This is a genomic window from Kosakonia sp. LAM2021 (assembly GCF_016620385.1).
Taxonomy (GTDB): Bacteria; Pseudomonadota; Gammaproteobacteria; order Enterobacterales; family Enterobacteriaceae; genus Kosakonia; species Kosakonia sacchari.
The window spans coordinates 285101-302591 of sequence record NZ_JAENHT010000004.1 but is presented as its reverse complement, the minus strand read 5'-3'; the positions used below and the strand labels follow the sequence as shown (position 1 = coordinate 302591).

Sequence of the window (17491 nt, the reverse complement as noted above, 5' to 3'; positions counted from 1 at the left end):
TCTCCTTAAAAATCAATCACTCTTTTCTGGCTTGCGATTTGCACCTTTAACGCTAACCCAACCAGAAAATGAGGTGATGATGAAGGGTAACGACATCCTGGCTCTGCTCGATGAACCTGCCTGCGAGCATAACCATAAACAGAAATCCGGCTGTAGCGCGCCAAAACCCGGTGCCACCGCCGGAGGCTGCGCTTTCGACGGTGCACAAATCACCCTGCTGCCACTTTCAGATGTGGCGCATCTGGTACATGGCCCGATTGGCTGCGCCGGTAGCTCATGGGATAACCGCGGCAGCCTGAGCTCCGGCCCGCGAGTTAACCGGCTCGGCTTCACCACCGATTTGAACGAGCAGGATGTCATCATGGGACGCGGCGAGCGGCGGCTGTTTCACGCGGTGCGCCATATTGTCGACCGCTATCATCCGGCGGCGGTATTTATTTACAACACCTGCGTTCCGGCAATGGAAGGCGATGACATTGAAGCCGTCTGCCAGGCCGCAGCGACCGCCACCGGTGTGCCCGTGATTGCCGTAGATGTGGCCGGTTTTTACGGTAGCAAAAACCTGGGTAACCGCCTGGCGGGCGAAGTGATGGTGAAAAAAGTCATCGGCGGACGCGAACCCGCGCCGTGGCCGGAAAATACGCCTTTTGCCCCGGCGCACCGCCATGATATTGGCCTGATTGGCGAATTTAATATCGCCGGCGAGTTCTGGCATATCCAGCCGCTGCTTGATGAGCTGGGGATTCGCGTGCTGGGAACCCTTTCCGGCGACGGGCGCTTTGCCGAGATCCAGACGCTGCACCGTGCGCAGGTCAATATGCTGGTTTGCTCCAGAGCGCTGATTAATGTCGCCAGATCGCTGGAGCAACGCTACGGCACGCCGTGGTTTGAAGGCAGTTTTTATGGCGTTCGCGCCACTTCTGATGCCCTGCGCCAGCTGGCAACACTCACCGGCGATAGCGATTTAATGGCGCGCACCGAACAGCTAATCACGCGTGAAGAACACGCAACAGAACAGGCGCTGGCCCCGCTGCGCGAACGTTTACGCGGCAGGAAAGTGCTGCTCTATACCGGCGGCGTTAAATCCTGGTCGGTGGTTTCGGCATTGCAGGATCTCGGCATGACGGTCGTTGCTACCGGAACGCGCAAATCCACCGAAGAGGATAAACAGCGCATCCGTGAACTGATGGGCGATGACGCCATCATGCTGGACGAAGGCAACGCCCGCGCCTTGCTGGATGTGGTTTATCGCTGCAAAGCCGACATGATGATCGCAGGCGGTCGCAACATGTACACCGCCTATAAAGCGCGTCTGCCCTTTCTTGATATCAACCAGGAGCGTGAACACGCTTTTGCCGGTTATCGCGGCATCGTCACGCTTGCCGAACAACTTTGTCAGACCCTGGAAAGCCCGGTCTGGCCGCAAACGCATGCCCGCGCGCCGTGGCAATAAGGAGCGTTCAATGGCCGAAATTCTTCGTAGTAAAAAACCGCTGGCGGTCAGCCCGATAAAAAGCGGCCAGCCGCTGGGGGCGATCCTCGCAAGCCTGGGTGTCGAACAGTGCATACCGCTGGTACACGGCGCACAGGGATGTAGCGCGTTCGCGAAGGTGTTTTTTATTCAACATTTTCACGATCCGATCCCGCTGCAATCGACGGCGATGGATCCGACTTCCACCATTATGGGCGCCGATGAAAACATTTTTACCGCACTCAATGTGCTCTGTCAGCGCAATGCCGCGAAAGCCATTGTGCTGCTCAGCACCGGGCTTTCAGAAGCCCAGGGCAGCGATATTTCGCGGGTGGTACGCCAGTTTCGTGATGATTTTCCCCGGCATAAAGGCGTTGCTCTGCTCACCGTCAACACCCCGGATTTCTACGGCTCGCTGGAAAACGGTTACAGCGCCGTGCTGGAAAGCATGATTGAGCAGTGGGTACACGCACAGCCCGCCGCCAGCCTGCGCAACCGCCGCGTCAACCTGCTGGTCAGCCATTTACTGACACCGGGCGATATCGAACTGTTGCGCAGTTATGTTGAAGCCTTCGGCCTGCAACCGATGATTGTGCCGGATCTGTCGCTGTCGCTGGACGGACATCTGGCAAACGGTGATTTTTCGCCTGTTACCCAGGGGGGAACATCGCTGCGCATGATTGAACAGATGGGGCAAAACCTGGCCACCTTTGTGATTGGCAACTCGCTGGGTCGTGCGGCGGCGTTACTGGCGCAGCGCAGCCGTGGCGAGGTGATCGCCCTGCCGCATCTGATGACGCTTGCAGCCTGCGACACGTTTATCCATCGATTGAAAACCCTCTCCGGGCGCGACGTCCCCGCATGGATTGAGCGCCAGCGCGGGCAAGTGCAGGATGCGATGATCGATTGCCATATGTGGTTGCAGGGCGCGGCTATCGCCATGGCAGCAGAAGGCGATCACCTGGCGGCGTGGTGCGATTTTGCCCGCAGTCAGGGCATGATCCCCGGACCGGTTGTCGCACCGGTCAGCCAGCCGGGGTTGCAAAATCTGCCGGTTGAAACGGTGGTTATCGGCGATCTGGAAGATATGCAGGATCGGCTTTGCGCGACGCCCGCCGCGTTCCTGGTGGCCAATTCTCATGCCGCCGATCTCGCCGCGCAGTTTGATTTGTCACTTATCCGCGCCGGGTTCCCGGTGTATGACCGGCTGGGGGAATTTCGTCGCCTGCGCCAGGGCTATAGCGGCATACGTGACACGCTGTTTGAGCTGGCGAATGTGATGCGCGAGCGCCATCACCCGCTTACAACCTACCGCTCGCCGCTGCGCCAGCACGCCGACGACAACGTTACGCCTGGAGATCTGTATGCCGCATGTTAATCGTCAGTTCAGCACCATTTGCCAGGGCGAATGGTCAATGAAAGTCGCTTTTGCCAGTTCGGATTATCACCATGTGGATCAACACTTTGGCGCCACGCCAAAATTAGTGATCTATGGCGTGAAAGAGCACGACGTCACGCTGTTGCGGGTGGTGGATTTCTCTGTGCTCGCCGGGCACCAGCAAGAGAAGCTCGATTGTCGCATTCACGCACTGGAAGATTGCGTCACGCTCTACTGCGTGGCGATTGGTGAAGCCGTTTTTCGCCAGCTTTTGCAAATCGGCGTACGCGCGGTTCGCGTGCCGCAAGCGACTACCATTGCCGGGCTGTTGCAGGAAATTCAGCACTACTGGTATGACAAAGAGCAGCGCAAAACCGCCCGCAACCCGCAACGCTTCGCCCGGATGCTCCAGGAGCAGACGTGGCAGGACGATGATGAGCGTTAGCCACACGCCATGTCGGTTGTGTGACAAAGCCAACATAAAATCGCGACACAGTGCCGGGCTTTATGTTGGCCTTTAAATTTACCACATTGAAATATAACGCTTTTCCCATCTGGTACTGCTTTTGCTTGGTTGTCATCACCCGCCGTTGATTGAGGCGGTGAAATGCGCCACGGCGCTTTCCGTCATCTCTCCTGGGAGCCAGGCACATGTGGAATTACTCCGAGAAAGTGAAAGATCATTTTTTTAATCCCCGTAACGCGCGGGTCGTGGATAACGCCAACGCGGTGGGCGATGTGGGATCGTTAAGCTGTGGCGATGCGCTGCGGCTGATGCTGCGCGTGGATCCGCAAAGTGAAACCATCCTCGAAGCCGGGTTTCAGACGTTTGGCTGCGGCAGCGCGATTGCCTCCTCTTCCGCGCTCACCGAGCTGATTATTGGCCGCACGCTGGCACAGGCTGAGCAAGTGACTAACCAGCAAATTGCGGATTACCTCGATGGCCTGCCGCCGCAAAAAATGCACTGCTCGGTGATGGGCCAGGAGGCGCTGCGGGCGGCGATTGCCCACTACCGTGGCGAAACGCTGATCGATGAGCACGAAGAAGGCGCGCTGATTTGCAAATGCTTTGGCGTCGATGAAGGGCAAATTCGCCGCGCGGTGCTGAGTAACGGGCTGACCACTCTTGAAGAGGTGATCAACTACACCAAAGCGGGCGGCGGCTGCACCGCGTGCCATGAAAAAATTGAACTGGCGCTGGCCGATATTCTCGCCCGGCACCCGCAGGCCGCCACTACCGTCACTGCGGAGAAAGATCCGCACTGGCAGGAGGTCGTCGATGCGATCACTGAATTACGTCCGCATATCCAGGCCGATGGCGGCGATATGTCGCTGCTTAGCGTCAACAATCATACCGTCACCGTCAGCCTTTCCGGTAGTTGCAGCGGCTGCATGATGACCGATATGACGCTCGCCTGGCTCCAGCAAAAACTGATGGAGCGTACCGGCTGTTATATGGACGTTGTGGCCGCCTGAGCCACCACATGTCAACCGATGGGGGAGAAACTATGAAACAGGTCTATCTGGACAATAACGCCACCACCCGTATCGACCCGATGGTGCTGGAAGCGATGATGCCATTCTTAACCGAACATTACGGTAACCCGTCGTCGATTCACGACTTTGGCACCCCCTCCCGCGCCGCGCTTGAACGTGCTCGCCAGCAAGTCGCCGCGCTGCTGGGGGCCGATCACAGCAGCGAAATCATTTTCACCTCCTGCGCGACCGAGGCTACCAGCACCGCACTGCACGCCTGCGTTGAGCTGATGCCGGAGCGCCGGGAGATTATTACCACCGCCGTTGAACACCCGGCCACCCTCGCCGTGTGCGAACATCTGGAACGCCAGGGCTACCTTATCCATCGCATTGGTGTGAATGCCAGCGGCGCACTGGATATGGAACAGTATCGCCGCGCGCTAAGCACGCGTGTGGCGGCGGTCAGCGTCATGTGGGCGAATAATGAAACCGGCGTGCTGTTTCCGGTGATCGAAATGGCCGCCATGGCGCAGGAATATGGCGCGCTGTTTCACTGCGACGCGGTACAAGTGGTGGGCAAAATCCCGCTGGATATCGCCCGCACGCAGATCGATATGCTCTCCTGCTCGGCGCATAAACTGCACGGGCCGAAAGGTGTGGGTTGCCTCTATTTGCGCCGTGGCACCCGCTTTCGACCGCTGTTGCGCGGTGGGCATCAGGAGCGCGGTCGCCGCGCCGGTACGGAGAATATCGCCGGGATTGTCGGCATGGGCGCGGCGTGCGAACTGGCGCAGATCCACCTGCCGGGTAGCGCGGGCATCGCCAGCCTGCGCGATCGCCTGCAAGACGAACTGGTGAAACAGGTGCCGTCAGTGATGGTGATGGGCGGCGATCAACCCCGCGTCCCCGGCACGGCGAACCTGGCGTTCGAATTTATCGAAGGGGAAGCCATTTTACTGCTCCTCAACCAGGCCGGGATCGCCGCCTCCAGCGGTAGCGCCTGCACCTCGGGTTCGCTGGAACCGTCGCATGTGATGCGGGCCATGAACATTCCCTACACTGCGGCGCATGGCAGTATTCGTTTTTCACTCTCGCGCTATACGCGGGAAAAAGAGATCGACTATGTGATAGAGACGCTGCCGGCCATTATTACCCGTCTCCGCGCGCTTTCACCGTACTGGCAGGACGGCCAGCCCCCCGCCACCTTTACGCCGGTTTACGGCTAAGGTGGCGACATGTCCAGGGTTGTGATCAATGACACCACGCTGCGCGACGGCGAGCAGAGCCCCGGTGTTGCCTTTCGCGCCAGCGAGAAAATCGCCATTGCCGAAGCGCTGTTTGCCGCCGGGGTGACCGCGCTGGAAGTCGGCACCCCGGCGATGGGCGGCGAAGAACGCCAGCGAATGCAACACGTGCGCCAGCAACTGCCTGACGCCACGCTCATGGCCTGGTGTCGCATGAACACCGACGAAATCACCCAGAGCGCCGATCTCGGTATGGACTGGGTGGATATCTCGCTGCCGGCTTCTGACAAGCTGCGCCAGTACAAATTGCGCGAACCGCTGCCGGTCGTGCTGGATAAGCTGGCTACGCTGATTACCCATGCGCGACAGCACGGGTTACAGGTCTGTATTGGTTGTGAGGACGCATCGCGCGCCAGCGATTGGACATTAGCGGAGATTGCCCACGTCGCCCGCCGCGCAGGCGCACAGCGATTGCGTTTTGCCGATACCCTTGGCCTGCTCGACCCTTTCACCACCGCTCAGCGTATCAGCGCCCTGCGTCAAAACTGGTCTGGTGAAATTGAGATGCACGCCCATAACGATCTCGGTATGGCGACCGCCAATACGCTGGCGGCGGTACGCGCCGGGGCAACCAGTGTCAATACGACCGTGCTGGGGCTTGGCGAACGCGCCGGAAACGCCGCGCTGGAAACCGTCGCACTCGGGCTGAGCCGCTGTCTGGATCTGGACAGCGGTGTGGATTTCACGCAATTACCGATGCTCTGCCAGCAGGTCGCCGATGCTGCCCTGCGGCCCATTGACCCACAGCAACCGCTGGTTGGCGCGCAGGTATTTACCCACGAGTCCGGCGTGCATGTCGCCGCCCTGCTGCGCGATCGTGAAAGCTACCAGGCCATCGACCCGGCGCTGATCGGGCGCGAATACCGGCTGGTGCTCGGTAAGCACTCCGGACGCCAGGCCGTGGAAGGCGTGTTTACCCGGCTGGGCTACCACCTTAACGCCCTGCAAGTCGACCTGCTGTTGCCCGCCATTCGCCGCGTGGCGGAAAGCAGAAAACGCATACCGCAAGACGATGAACTGATTGCGCTTTACACCACACTGTGTGGCACAAGCGCGCCGCATCTGGCGAGGAGCTAAAGATGGAGTGGTTTTATCAGATCCCCGGCGTGGCTGAACTCGACAGCGCCGAGTCCTTTTTTACCTTTTTCTCCGTGCCTTATGAACCGCAGACGCTGCGCCGTTGCTGTCTGCCGGTACTGCGCGAATTTCACCAGCGCCTGCGCAATAATGTGCCGCTGCGTAATCTGCTCGAAACCACTCCCCGCGAGCCCTGGTTACTGGCGCGCAGACTACTGGCGGAAAGTTACGAACACTGTACAACGGAGCCAACATTATGAAACCACTGTATGCCTTCGGTGAGGAAGTTCGCGTGAGCCGCACTATCCGCAACGATGGCACCATGCCGGGTTACCGGCGCGGCGATGTGCTGGTACGCCGGGGCAGCACGGGTTTTGTCCGCGAATGGGGCACTTTTCTGCTGGAAAAAATGATTTATCAAATCCATTTTCCCGACTGCGGTTTGATTGTCGGCTGCCGCGAGCAAGAACTGCTGCCGATTTCCGCGCCGTGGCACGGCGGGCAGTTCCAGTACGGTGATACGGTCGCCTGCCGCCACGCGCTGGCCATCGGCGATAACATCGTGGTAGCCGCCGGAGAACAAGGGCAAATCACCGCCACGGGTCAGGGAGATAACGCAGAGAGTTACACTGTCACCTTTTCCGGGCGTTGGTTTCAGGTTCCCGCCAGCGCCATGATCTTGCTGGAGACGCCACAATGATGGCGTGGGAGCGTTTCGCCCGCCGACGGCTGGCACTGACCCGCTGGCACTGCGAGCCGGAAAACATCCCGGCAGCACAACAACCGGCATTTGATCGCGCCTGGGCGCGCCAGCGCCAGCTTGAACTGGCGGTCGTGGCGATGACGCGCGACGCAACCATTCCTGACGATCTGCATCATGCCGTAGCCACATCGCTGGCCGTACAGCTTGATGAAAGCCCGTTTTCCCCTGCCGAGCGCCAGGCGGTGATTGCGCATCATGCCCGTCTGGAAACGCAGTTTGCCGAGGTTGCCAGCAAAGCCCCCGTCCCGGACGACGCGTGCGTGCTGCGCTGGTATCAGCAACATCAGGCGCAATTTATGCGCCCGGAACAACGCTTAACCTCGCACCTGCTGCTGACCACAGAGCAAAACACCGCCGGAATAAGAAACCAAATCACCCGTTTTTATCAGCAAATCCGTGATAACCGCGCGGCCTTTCCCCGGCTGGCGGCGCGCCATTCACACTGCCCCAGCGCGCTGGAAGGTGGGCGTCTGGGCTGGGTAAGCCGTGGCCTACTCTTTGCGGAACTGGAAAACGCGCTGTTTGCGCTGCAAACGGACGAGGTCAGCCAGCCGGTCGAAACGGCGCTGGGCTGGCATTTGTTATGGTGCGAACAGATCCGCCAACCGGCACTGATGGCGAAGGCAGACGCGCTGGCGAAAGCGCGGGAGTATTTGTTCCGTCAGTCCCAACAGCAGTGGCAACGCCAGTGGCTGGCGGCGTTATTACAGCCGAGCTGAAAAGCCCGGTGATCGGTTATCAACCGGGCTTCAGACATTAGAGGATCAACGGTTTGAGCGTCTCCAGCCACGCTTCGATGCGTTCATCGGTCTGGTCGTACTGGTTATCCTGATCCAGCACCAGACCGATAAAGTTATCCGCCTCGAGCGCGGACGATGAACCAAAGGTATATCCCTCATTGGGCCAGTGGCCGACCATCTTCGCTCCGCAGCTTTTCAGCGTGTCGTAGAGCGGACGCAGGCCGCTGGCAAAATTATCCGGATAACCCACCTGATCGCCCAGACCAAACAGCGCCACCGTTTTACCACGCAGGCTTTCGCCTTGCAGTTGGGTGACAAATTCACTCCAGGACTCATCCTCGCAACCGGCAGCCAGCCCCGGCAGTTGCCCGTCGCCGAGTGTCGGAGTGCCTAATACCAGCACCGGATACGAGAGAAAAGTGTCTACATCGGTTCGGTTGATATTGACCGGCGCATCCGCCAGCCCGCCCAGTTTCTGGTGGATCTGTTTGGCGATTTTGCGGGTCTTGCCGGTGTCGGTGCCGAAAAAAATACCAATATTTGCCATAACACACGCTCCTGTTGAAAAAGAGATCCCGCCGGGAAATGCGGTGAACGTGTCTGATATTGCGAAGAGTGTGCCAGTTTTGGTCGCGGGCAGAACCTGCACCAGAATGGTTATTAATGCACCAGCCTGGCGCTTTTTTTCGCCGGGTCTCTCCTCGCTGATGCGCGCCGGGCGCGGCTTTGGCGCTGATATCGCGCTGAATACCGATCTGGATCAAGGTTTTGTCGGGTTATCGGCCAAAAGGTGCACTCTTTGCATGGTTATACGTGCCTGACATGTTGTCCGGGCGAAAGTCGCCAGGTGGCACAAATTGTCAGAACTACGACACGACTAACTGACCGCAGGAGTGTGCGATGACCCTGAATATGATGATGGATGCCGGCGCGCCCGAGGCAATCGCCGGTGCGCTTTCGCAACACCATCCTGGGCTGTTTTTTACCATCGTTGAAGAAGCGCCTGTCGCCATTTCGCTGACCGATGCCGACGCACGTATTGTCTATGCCAACCCGGCTTTCTGCCGCCAGACCGGCTATGAACTAGAAGCGTTGTTGCAACAAAATCCCCGCCTGCTTGCAAGTCACCAAACCCCCAGAGAAATCTACCAGGATATGTGGCACACCTTGTTACAACGCCGACCGTGGCGCGGGCAATTGATCAACCGCCACCGTGACGGCAGCCTGTATCTGGTCGAAATCGATATTACCCCGGTGATTAACCCGTTTGGCGAACTGGAACACTACCTGGCCATGCAGCGCGATATCAGCGCCAGCTATGCACTGGAGCAGCGGTTGCGTAATCACATGACGCTGACCGAAGCGGTGCTGAATAACATTCCGGCGGCGGTGGTTGTAGTGGATGAACGCGATCATGTGGTTATGGATAATCTCGCCTACAAAACGTTCTGTGCCGACTGCGGCGGAAAAGAGCTCCTGAGCGAACTCAATTTTTCAGCCCGTAAAGCGGAGCTGGCGAACGGCCAGGTCTTACCGGTGGTGCTGCGCGGTGAGGTGCGCTGGTTGTCGGTCACCTGCTGGGCGCTGCCGGGCGTCAGCGAAGAAGCCAGTCGCTACTTTATTGATAACGCTCTGACGCGCACGCTGGTGGTGATCACCGACGACACCCAACAACGCCTGCAGCAGGAACAGGGACGGCTTGACCGCCTTAAACAGCAGATGACCAGCGGCAAACTGCTGGCGGCGATCCGCGAAGCGCTTGACGCCGCGCTGATCCAGCTTAACTGCCCCATCAATATGCTGGCGGCGGCGCGGCGTTTAAACGGCAGTGATAACAGCAACGTAGCGCTGGACGCCGCGTGGCGCGAAGGTGAAGAAGCGATGGCGCGGCTGAAACGTTGCCGCCCGTCGCTGGAGCTGGAAAGTGCCGCCGTCTGGCCGCTACAACCCTTTTTTGACGATCTGCGTGCGCTTTATCACACCCGCTATGAGCAGGGTAAAAATTTGCAGGTCACGCTGGATTCCCATCATCTGGTGGGATTTGGTCAGCGTACGCAACTGTTGGCCTGCCTGAGCCTGTGGCTCGATCGCACGCTGGATATTGCCGCCGGGCTGGGTGATTTCACCGCGCAAACGCAGATTTACGCCCGCGAAGAAGCGGGCTGGCTCTCTTTGTATATCACTGACAATGTGCCGCTGATCCCGCTGCGCCATACCCATTCGCCGGATGCGCTTAACGCCCCGGGAAAAGGCATGGAGCTGCGGCTGATCCAGACGCTGGTAGCGCATCACAACGGCGCGATAGAACTCACTTCACGCCCCGAAGGGGGAAGCTGCCTGACCCTACGATTCCCGCTATTTCATTCACTGACCGGAGGTTCAAAATGACCCAGCGAACCGAGTCGGGTAATACCGTCTGGCGCTTCGATTTGTCCCAGCAGTTCACCGCGATGCAGCGGATAAGCGTGGTACTCAGCCGGGCGACCGAGGTCGATCAGACGCTCCAGCAAGTGCTGTGCGTATTGCACAATGACGCCTTTTTGCAGCACGGCATGATCTGTCTGTACGACAGCCAGCAGGCGATTTTGACTATTGAAGCGTTGCAGGAAGCCGATCAGCAGTTAATCCCCGGCAGCTCGCAAATTCGCTACCGTCCGGGCGAAGGGCTGGTCGGGACGGTGCTTTCGCAGGGGCAATCATTAGTGCTGGCGCGCGTTGCTGACGATCAGCGCTTTCTTGACCGGCTCGGGTTGTATGATTACAACCTGCCGTTTATCGCCGTGCCACTGATAGGGCCGGATGCGCAGACGTTTGGTGTGCTGACGGCGCAACCGATGGCGCGTTACGAAGAGCGGCTCCCCGCCTGCACCCGCTTTCTGGAAACAGTCGCCAACCTGGTGGCGCAAACCGTGCGTTTGATGGCACCACCGGCAGTGCGCCCTTCCCCGCGCGCCGCCATAGCGCAGGCCGCCAGCCCGAAATCCTGCGGTACCTCACGCACATTCGGCTTTGAAAACATGGTCGGTAACAGCCCAGCGATGCGCCAGACCATGGAGATTATCCGTCAGGTTTCGCGCTGGGACACCACCGTTCTGGTACGCGGAGAGAGCGGCACCGGCAAGGAGCTGATTGCCAACGCCATCCATCACAATTCGCCGCGCGCCGGTGCGCCATTTGTGAAATTCAACTGTGCGGCGCTGCCGGACACCCTGCTGGAAAGCGAATTATTTGGTCATGAAAAAGGGGCCTTTACCGGCGCGGTACGCCAGCGTAAAGGACGTTTTGAGCTGGCCGATGGCGGTACGCTGTTTCTTGACGAGATTGGCGAGAGTAGCGCTTCGTTTCAGGCTAAACTGCTGCGCATTTTGCAGGAAGGCGAAATGGAACGCGTCGGCGGCGACGAAACATTGCAAATCAATGTGCGCATTATCGCCGCGACGAACCGTAATCTGGAAGATGAAGTTCGGCTGGGGCACTTTCGCGAAGATCTCTATTACCGCCTGAATGTGATGCCCATCGCCCTGCCCCCGCTGCGCGAACGCCAGGAGGACATTGCCGAACTGGCACACTTTCTGGTGCGTAAAATCGCCCATAACCAGAGCCGTACGCTGCGCATTAGCGAGGGCGCTATCCGCCTGCTGATGAGCTACAACTGGCCCGGTAATGTGCGCGAACTGGAAAATTGCCTTGAGCGCTCGGCGGTGATGTCGGAGAACGGTCTGATCGATCGGGATGTGATTTTGTTTAATCATCGCGACCAGCCAGCCAAACCGCCGGTTATCAGCGTCTCACATGACGATAACTGGCTCGATAACAACCTTGACGAGCGTCAGCGGCTGATTGCGGCGCTGGAAAAAGCAGGATGGGTACAAGCCAAAGCCGCGCGCTTGCTGGGGATGACGCCGCGCCAGGTCGCCTATCGTATTCAGACGATGGATATTACCCTGCCAAGGCTATAAACAGCGGTTGTGGCATTCGGTACATTGTCAGCCAAATGCCACAAAACCGACAACCTTACAAAATAAATATTTCTATTTTTCAATATGTTGTATCAGGAACAGGATTTGCAACAACCAGGAATAATTCCGTAAACGGAGGTACTTCCATGATGTCCTGTTCATCCGCCGCAGGCGGTTCCCGGTGTCAGCCAACACCGTCTGAGCCGCTTTCTGCTGCCATCGCCGGTAAAGTGTCGCTGCACCCGTGCTACTCGAAAAGCGGTCATCACCGCTTTGCGCGGATGCATTTACCGGTAGCGCCTGCCTGTAACCTGCAATGTAACTACTGCAATCGCAAATTCGATTGCAGTAACGAATCCCGGCCTGGCGTCTCATCCTCGCTGTTAACCCCCGAACAGGCGGTGGCGAAAGTACGGCAAGTTGCGACGGCTATCCCGCACCTTTCGGTGGTTGGCATTGCCGGGCCGGGCGACCCACTGGCGAATATCGTACGCACCTTCACCACGCTGGAGATGGTGCGTGAACAGCTGCCGGATCTGAAATTGTGCCTCTCCACTAACGGCTTGATGCTGCCAGATGCCGTTGATCGGCTGGTCAGTCTTGGCGTCGATCACGTAACGGTGACTATCAATACGCTCGATCCGCAGATTGCCGCGCAGATCTACGCCTGGCTGTGGCTCGATGGTGAACGATACAGCGGACGTGAAGCGGGTGAAATATTGATAGCCCGCCAACTGGAAGGCGTTCGTCGCCTGACGGCGCAAGGCGTGCTGGTGAAAATCAACTCGGTGTTGATCCCCGGTATTAACGATTTCGCGCTGGCCGATGTCAGCCGCGAACTGCACGGGGCTGGCGCGTTTATCCATAACATTATGCCGCTGATAGCCCGCCCGGAGCACGGCACGGTGTTTGGTCTTAACGGCCAGGCGGAACCCGATGCAGAGATGGTCGCGCGTGCGCGCGAAAGCTGCGGCGAAGTGATGCCGCAAATGACGCACTGTCAGCAGTGCCGCGCGGATGCGATTGGCATGCTCGGCGAAGATCGCAGCCAGCAATTTACCCTGTTACCCGTAGAATCCGCTCCTCAACCGTGGTTGCCGACGCTGTTTCGTCGCGCGCAACTTCACGCCAGTATCGTCACCAAAGGCGAATCCGAGGATGCAGAGGCCTGTCTGGTGGCGGTGGCGTCAACGCATGGCGAGCTGATCGACTGCCATTTTGGCCATGCGGATCGCTTTCGAATTTACAGTTTATCGGCCGCGGGTGCCGTGTTGGTCAACGAGCGTTTCACACCGAAATATTGCCAGGGCGCGGATAATTGTGAGCCGCAGGAAAGCGACGCGCGAATGGAGACAGTGCTCGACTTGCTGGCCGATGTGAAAGCTGTTTTCTGCGCCCGTATCGGCTACGAACCGTGGCAAAAATTACAATCGCGCGGCATTCAGCCCTGCGTCGATGATGCCTGGCAACCCATCACTTCCTCGCTGTTACGCTGGTGGCAGGCTGCGCCGACAAAGGGGCAAAACAATGGGGTGGCATGATGCCCGTTGATGACTGGCTACGGCGCTTGCTGTGGCTTTACCTGCACGGTGAAGGTTGCTACCCGGAAAGAATGGGTTTAAGCGTGAGCGACTGGGAAAATTTGCAGGCGCGTTTCGCCCCGCCTGCGCCAGAAATGCCTGCGGACTGCCGTCTGCGCCAAAAGCTGATGAGCGAACTTAACGCCACGCGCACCGCAGAGCGCGCGGAGCTGGCACAGTGGCTGGCGTGCCATATGTCGGCGGATGCCGCACCGATGCAGCACATTATTGCCAGTGTCTCACTGGCTTTTAATCACCTGTGGCAGGATCTGGGACTCAGCTCGCGCGCAGAGTTGCGGGAGCTGATGAGCGATTGCTTCGCCCCTTTAGTTGAGATGAACAGCAACAATATGCGCTGGAAAAAGTTTTTCTACCGCCAGCGTTGTCTGCATAGCGAAGGCGAAGTGGTGTGCCGCTCGCCGAGTTGTGATGCCTGCTGCGAACGCCCGCTCTGCTTTGAACCGTCGTAACGTAACCAGCCTGATATCGCAGGTAATCAGGCTTTAACCCCCGCGCAAAAATCCGCGCCGCCTGTACACTTACCGCTTTGCTGTCCTATTCTTTCACAATAAAAGTCAAATATTTTGCCGCAGTCACACGGTTCCGGTAGCCAGGGTGTTAATGTTGCTTATATATTTGGAAAAATTATACAAAAGTACACGGTGTGCGAGGTGGCGAATGTATTCTTTTGTGGCCAGACAGGCGATTTTTGATAAGCAATTGAACACCGTCGGTTACGAACTCCTCTTTCGGAACAGTATGGATAACCGCTTCCCCGATATGTCTGCGGAACAGGCCACCACGCAGTTAATCGAAGAGCAGTTCCTCAGTGCACCGGTGGGCCGTAAGAGCGACAACAGTACGGTTTACGTCAATTTTCCCTACCAGTTGCTGGTGGAAGGCCTCGCGGAAACGCTGCCGGTAAACCGCGTGGTGATTGAAATTCTGGAAAACGCCGAACCGGATCTCAAACTGCTGGAAACTGTCAAACGAATGCACACGCTGGGATTTCGCATTGCGCTGGATGATTTCGAACCCGGAAACCAGTGGGAAGCCTTTATGCCCTATGTCAACGTGATTAAATTTGACATAAGGAGAAGTCCGCGCGAAAAAATTAGCGACTATATCCTCGCCAATCGGGAATTATTACGCCATGCGGTTTTTCTGGCCGAGAAAGTGGAAACCTATGAAGAGTTTGAGACTTTTAAAAAATTAGGTTTTCATCTTTTTCAGGGGTATTTTTTCAGCAAGCCGGTGGTGACTAAACGAAATAAACTGGCGCAAAATCGTGCGTTTGCCCTGAAGCTGATGCAGGAAGTTAACGTTGAATCACCCAATTTAAACAAAATAGAAGATTTGCTGAAACGCGATGTTTCACTCTCTTTTAAAATTATGCGTTATGCGCAAAACATTTTATATAACACGCGCGGCATTAGCGGTTTTCGCAATCAATCACTGCGCGACATCGTGGTCTACCTCGGCATCAGCGAAATGCGCCGTTTTGTACTGGTGGCGTGTCTGACCTCCTTCGAGGATGTCACCAACACCGAAATCTATTACCTGAGCCTGATCCGCGCCAAGTTCTGCGAACTGGCGGCGGCGCGCACGTCGTCCAATAACATCTCTAACGACGCCTTTATGGCAGGCCTCTTCTCGCTGCTGGATGTGATCCTCGGGCTACCGCTGGAAGAGCTGATGGCGCAAATCGCTGTCTCGCCGGAAGTGGCAAAAGCGCTAGAAGCGAACAGCGGCGAACTCTATCCCTACGTGCGGCTGGCGCGCCTGTACGAGCAGCGGATGTGGGATGAAGCCAGCGATGTGGCGCACGAAATCGGCTTACCCAATTCGGCGATTTCCGAGCTGATGAACCAGGCAGCAAAATGGGCAGATGAACTGCCGATTACTATTTCCCATTAATTTTTTCTGCACACTAAATGCAGTGTGCAGAAAATAAACTCAGGCACAAAGACACTGTTTGAAACAATATTTCACTTCATTGAAGTATTATTCACCCACCTTTTTAACAACCTCTCTTTCCTTAATCTAAATTAAAAATCCGATGTGTGCTATTGCACAAAAATCATAACGATATGTGATTGAGATCAGATAAATAGATCAATTTTTCCTAAAATATTGCCGTTATTAATATTACCTTTCTTTACTTAGTTGTGGATTATGAAAAAAATAGCGCAGGCCACCGTATTAACCAAACTGCTTATCGGCTTCTCCATCTTGATCGTGATGATGTTGCTGCTGGGCGTTGTTTCTATTTATCAACTTAACAGCACCAATAAAAATATTGACCAGTTCCGCGAAAGCAGAATGCCAGGCGTTCGCTATACCCTTGAAATGCGAGGCGTCTTAGCGGAAATGCGTTTGCAGCAGGTGCAATATATTTCCTCGACCACGCCTGCATCGCTGGATCAACACCGCGGCGAATTGCTGCAAAACCAGGCAACCTTTCTGAATGCTCAGCAGCAGTACGCAAAAATCTCGGCCAATGAGCCGCAAGAGATGCGCGCCCTGTTCACTACCGTGGTGGATAACTTTAAAAACTTTGTCGACGTTAACGCCAAAGTGATCGACGCCATGAATCGCGGAGATGCGGCGGAAGCGGCCAAAATCAGCGGCGCGGTATCCGCAAAATATCGTACCCAGTTGATGAAAGATCTGGCGACGCTGGTGGATATGGAAGTCGCGATTGGTGATAAAGCGGGGGAAGATTCTCAGGCGGGTTATCGCCAGGCGCTTTATTTACTGAGCGGCTTGCTGCTGCTGGCGCTGATCGCCACCGGCGTGATTGCACTGTTTATTTCGCGTAATCTCTCCCGCCAGCTTGGCGGTGAACCGGCCTATGCGATGTCGATTATGAAGGCAGTCGCTGACGGCAAACTGGGCACCCAGGTTGCGCTGCGCGATGGCGACAGCGAAAGCCTGCTGGCGACCATCCATTTAATGAACAGTAAACTGGCGGAAATTATCACCGGGATTATTGACGGCAGCGAATCGATTTCCCACGCCGCAGGCGAAATTGCCGAAGGCAACAACGATTTGTCACAGCGTACCGAAGAACAAGCGGCCTCACTGGTGCAAACGTCGTCGAACATGCAGCAAATCACCGAAAACGTGAAGAGTAACGCCGAAAACGCCCGCAAAGCGAGCGACCTGGCGCGCCAGACGTCACAAACGGCGGTTAAAGGCGGTAAAGAAGTGCATGACATGCTGAAACGCATGCATGAAATCTCTGACAGCTCACAGAAAATTGTCGACATCATTTCGGTGATTGAAGGCATCGCTTTCCAGACCAATATCCTGGCGCTGAACGCTGCCGTTGAAGCCGCGCGTGCCGGTGAACAGGGTAAAGGTTTTGCCGTGGTGGCTGGTGAAGTGCGCAACCTGGCGCAGAAAAGTGCCGATGCGGCGAAAGAGATCAAACAGCTGATTGAAGGCACCGTTGAGAAGATAACTGACGGTTCCCGCTACGCCGATACCGCCAGCCGCGCGATGGAAGAGATTGTGACCTCCGTTAACAAAGTGACGGATATTGTTGCTGAGATCTCCGCCGCCTCTACCGAGCAACATCAGGGGATCAAAGAGATTAGCGTCGCGATTGATCAGATGGATCAGGTAACCCAGCAGAACGCCACGCTGGTGGAACAAGCGGCGGTTGCCGCTCAGTCGATGACCGAACAGAGCGAGATACTGCGCGACTCCGTGCGCTTCTTCCAACTGGCGCGTTAATC

General features: G+C 57.0%; 16 protein-coding genes. 15 read left to right on the top strand and 1 reads right to left on the bottom strand.

The window, feature by feature from the left end:
• The first annotated feature begins 79 nt into the window (after nucleotides 1-79).
• The 9 genes from nifE (at nucleotide 80) to nifM (ending at nucleotide 8188) form a co-directional block, all read left to right on the top strand.
• A complete protein-coding gene (nifE, locus tag JKP81_RS12175; RefSeq protein ID WP_200551989.1) occupies nucleotides 80-1453 on the top strand; it encodes a nitrogenase iron-molybdenum cofactor biosynthesis protein NifE in 1374 nt (457 codons plus the stop codon).
• A gap of 10 nt (nucleotides 1454-1463) precedes the next feature.
• A complete protein-coding gene (gene nifN / locus JKP81_RS12170) occupies nucleotides 1464-2849 on the top strand; it encodes a nitrogenase iron-molybdenum cofactor biosynthesis protein NifN (RefSeq protein WP_200551942.1) in 1386 nt (461 codons plus the stop codon).
• On the top strand, nucleotides 2836-3294 hold the full coding sequence (locus tag JKP81_RS12165; RefSeq protein ID WP_175272319.1) for a NifB/NifX family molybdenum-iron cluster-binding protein: 459 nt from the start codon (nucleotides 2836-2838) through the stop codon (nucleotides 3292-3294). Before nifN ends, JKP81_RS12165 begins: the two co-directional genes overlap by 14 nt.
• A 206-nt stretch (nucleotides 3295-3500) precedes the next feature.
• On the top strand, nucleotides 3501-4325 hold the full coding sequence (nifU, locus tag JKP81_RS12160) for a Fe-S cluster assembly protein NifU (RefSeq protein ID WP_200551941.1): 825 nt from the start codon (nucleotides 3501-3503) through the stop codon (nucleotides 4323-4325).
• 32 nt (nucleotides 4326-4357) lie between these two features.
• Nucleotides 4358-5551 (top strand): cysteine desulfurase NifS, encoded by a 1194-nt coding sequence (nifS, locus tag JKP81_RS12155; RefSeq protein ID WP_200551940.1) that lies wholly within the window; start codon nucleotides 4358-4360, stop codon nucleotides 5549-5551.
• A gap of 9 nt (nucleotides 5552-5560) precedes the next feature.
• Nucleotides 5561-6706, top strand: coding sequence for a homocitrate synthase (gene nifV / locus JKP81_RS12150; RefSeq protein WP_175272322.1), 1146 nt, complete (start codon nucleotides 5561-5563; stop codon nucleotides 6704-6706).
• A 2-nt stretch (nucleotides 6707-6708) separates the two neighbouring features.
• Nucleotides 6709-6966, top strand: a complete 258-nt coding sequence (locus tag JKP81_RS12145; RefSeq protein WP_065368552.1) for a nitrogenase-stabilizing/protective protein NifW — start codon at nucleotides 6709-6711, stop codon at nucleotides 6964-6966.
• On the top strand, nucleotides 6963-7406 hold the full coding sequence (locus JKP81_RS12140) for a nitrogen fixation protein NifZ (RefSeq protein ID WP_175272323.1): 444 nt from the start codon (nucleotides 6963-6965) through the stop codon (nucleotides 7404-7406). The genes JKP81_RS12145 and JKP81_RS12140 overlap by 4 nt, the downstream gene beginning before the upstream one ends.
• Nucleotides 7403-8188 carry a nitrogen fixation protein NifM gene (nifM, locus tag JKP81_RS12135; protein ID WP_200551939.1) on the top strand — a complete coding sequence of 262 codons (786 nt, stop codon included), beginning with the start codon at nucleotides 7403-7405 and terminating at the stop codon, nucleotides 8186-8188. Before JKP81_RS12140 ends, nifM begins: the two co-directional genes overlap by 4 nt.
• A gap of 37 nt (nucleotides 8189-8225) precedes the next feature.
• Here nifM and JKP81_RS12130 read toward each other — a convergent pair whose 3' ends face one another.
• Nucleotides 8226-8756 carry a flavodoxin gene (locus JKP81_RS12130; RefSeq protein ID WP_017456737.1) on the bottom strand — a complete coding sequence of 177 codons (531 nt, stop codon included), beginning with the start codon at nucleotides 8754-8756 and terminating at the stop codon, nucleotides 8226-8228.
• Nucleotides 8757-9109: 353 nt separating this feature from the next.
• Between JKP81_RS12130 and nifL the strand changes: the two genes are divergently transcribed.
• From nifL to JKP81_RS12100, 6 genes are all read left to right on the top strand, one after another.
• A complete protein-coding gene (gene nifL / locus JKP81_RS12125; protein ID WP_200551938.1) occupies nucleotides 9110-10597 on the top strand; it encodes a nitrogen fixation negative regulator NifL in 1488 nt (495 codons plus the stop codon).
• Nucleotides 10594-12168, top strand: a complete 1575-nt coding sequence (nifA, locus tag JKP81_RS12120; RefSeq protein WP_200551937.1) for a nif-specific transcriptional activator NifA — start codon at nucleotides 10594-10596, stop codon at nucleotides 12166-12168. Before nifL ends, nifA begins: the two co-directional genes overlap by 4 nt.
• Before the next feature lie 146 nt (nucleotides 12169-12314).
• The gene (gene nifB, locus JKP81_RS12115; protein WP_200551936.1) at nucleotides 12315-13709 is read left to right on the top strand and encodes a nitrogenase cofactor biosynthesis protein NifB; all 1395 of its coding nucleotides are present in this window, start codon (nucleotides 12315-12317) and stop codon (nucleotides 13707-13709) included.
• Nucleotides 13706-14218: a nitrogen fixation protein NifQ gene (locus tag JKP81_RS12110; protein WP_200551935.1), complete on the top strand. Its 513-nt coding sequence runs from the start codon at nucleotides 13706-13708 to the stop codon at nucleotides 14216-14218. The genes nifB and JKP81_RS12110 overlap by 4 nt, the downstream gene beginning before the upstream one ends.
• 208 nt (nucleotides 14219-14426) lie before the next feature.
• On the top strand, nucleotides 14427-15665 hold the full coding sequence (locus JKP81_RS12105; RefSeq protein ID WP_200551934.1) for an EAL and HDOD domain-containing protein: 1239 nt from the start codon (nucleotides 14427-14429) through the stop codon (nucleotides 15663-15665).
• A 258-nt stretch (nucleotides 15666-15923) separates the two neighbouring features.
• Nucleotides 15924-17489, top strand: a complete 1566-nt coding sequence (locus tag JKP81_RS12100) for a methyl-accepting chemotaxis protein (protein WP_200551933.1) — start codon at nucleotides 15924-15926, stop codon at nucleotides 17487-17489.
• The last annotated feature ends 2 nt before the right edge of the window (nucleotides 17490-17491 follow it).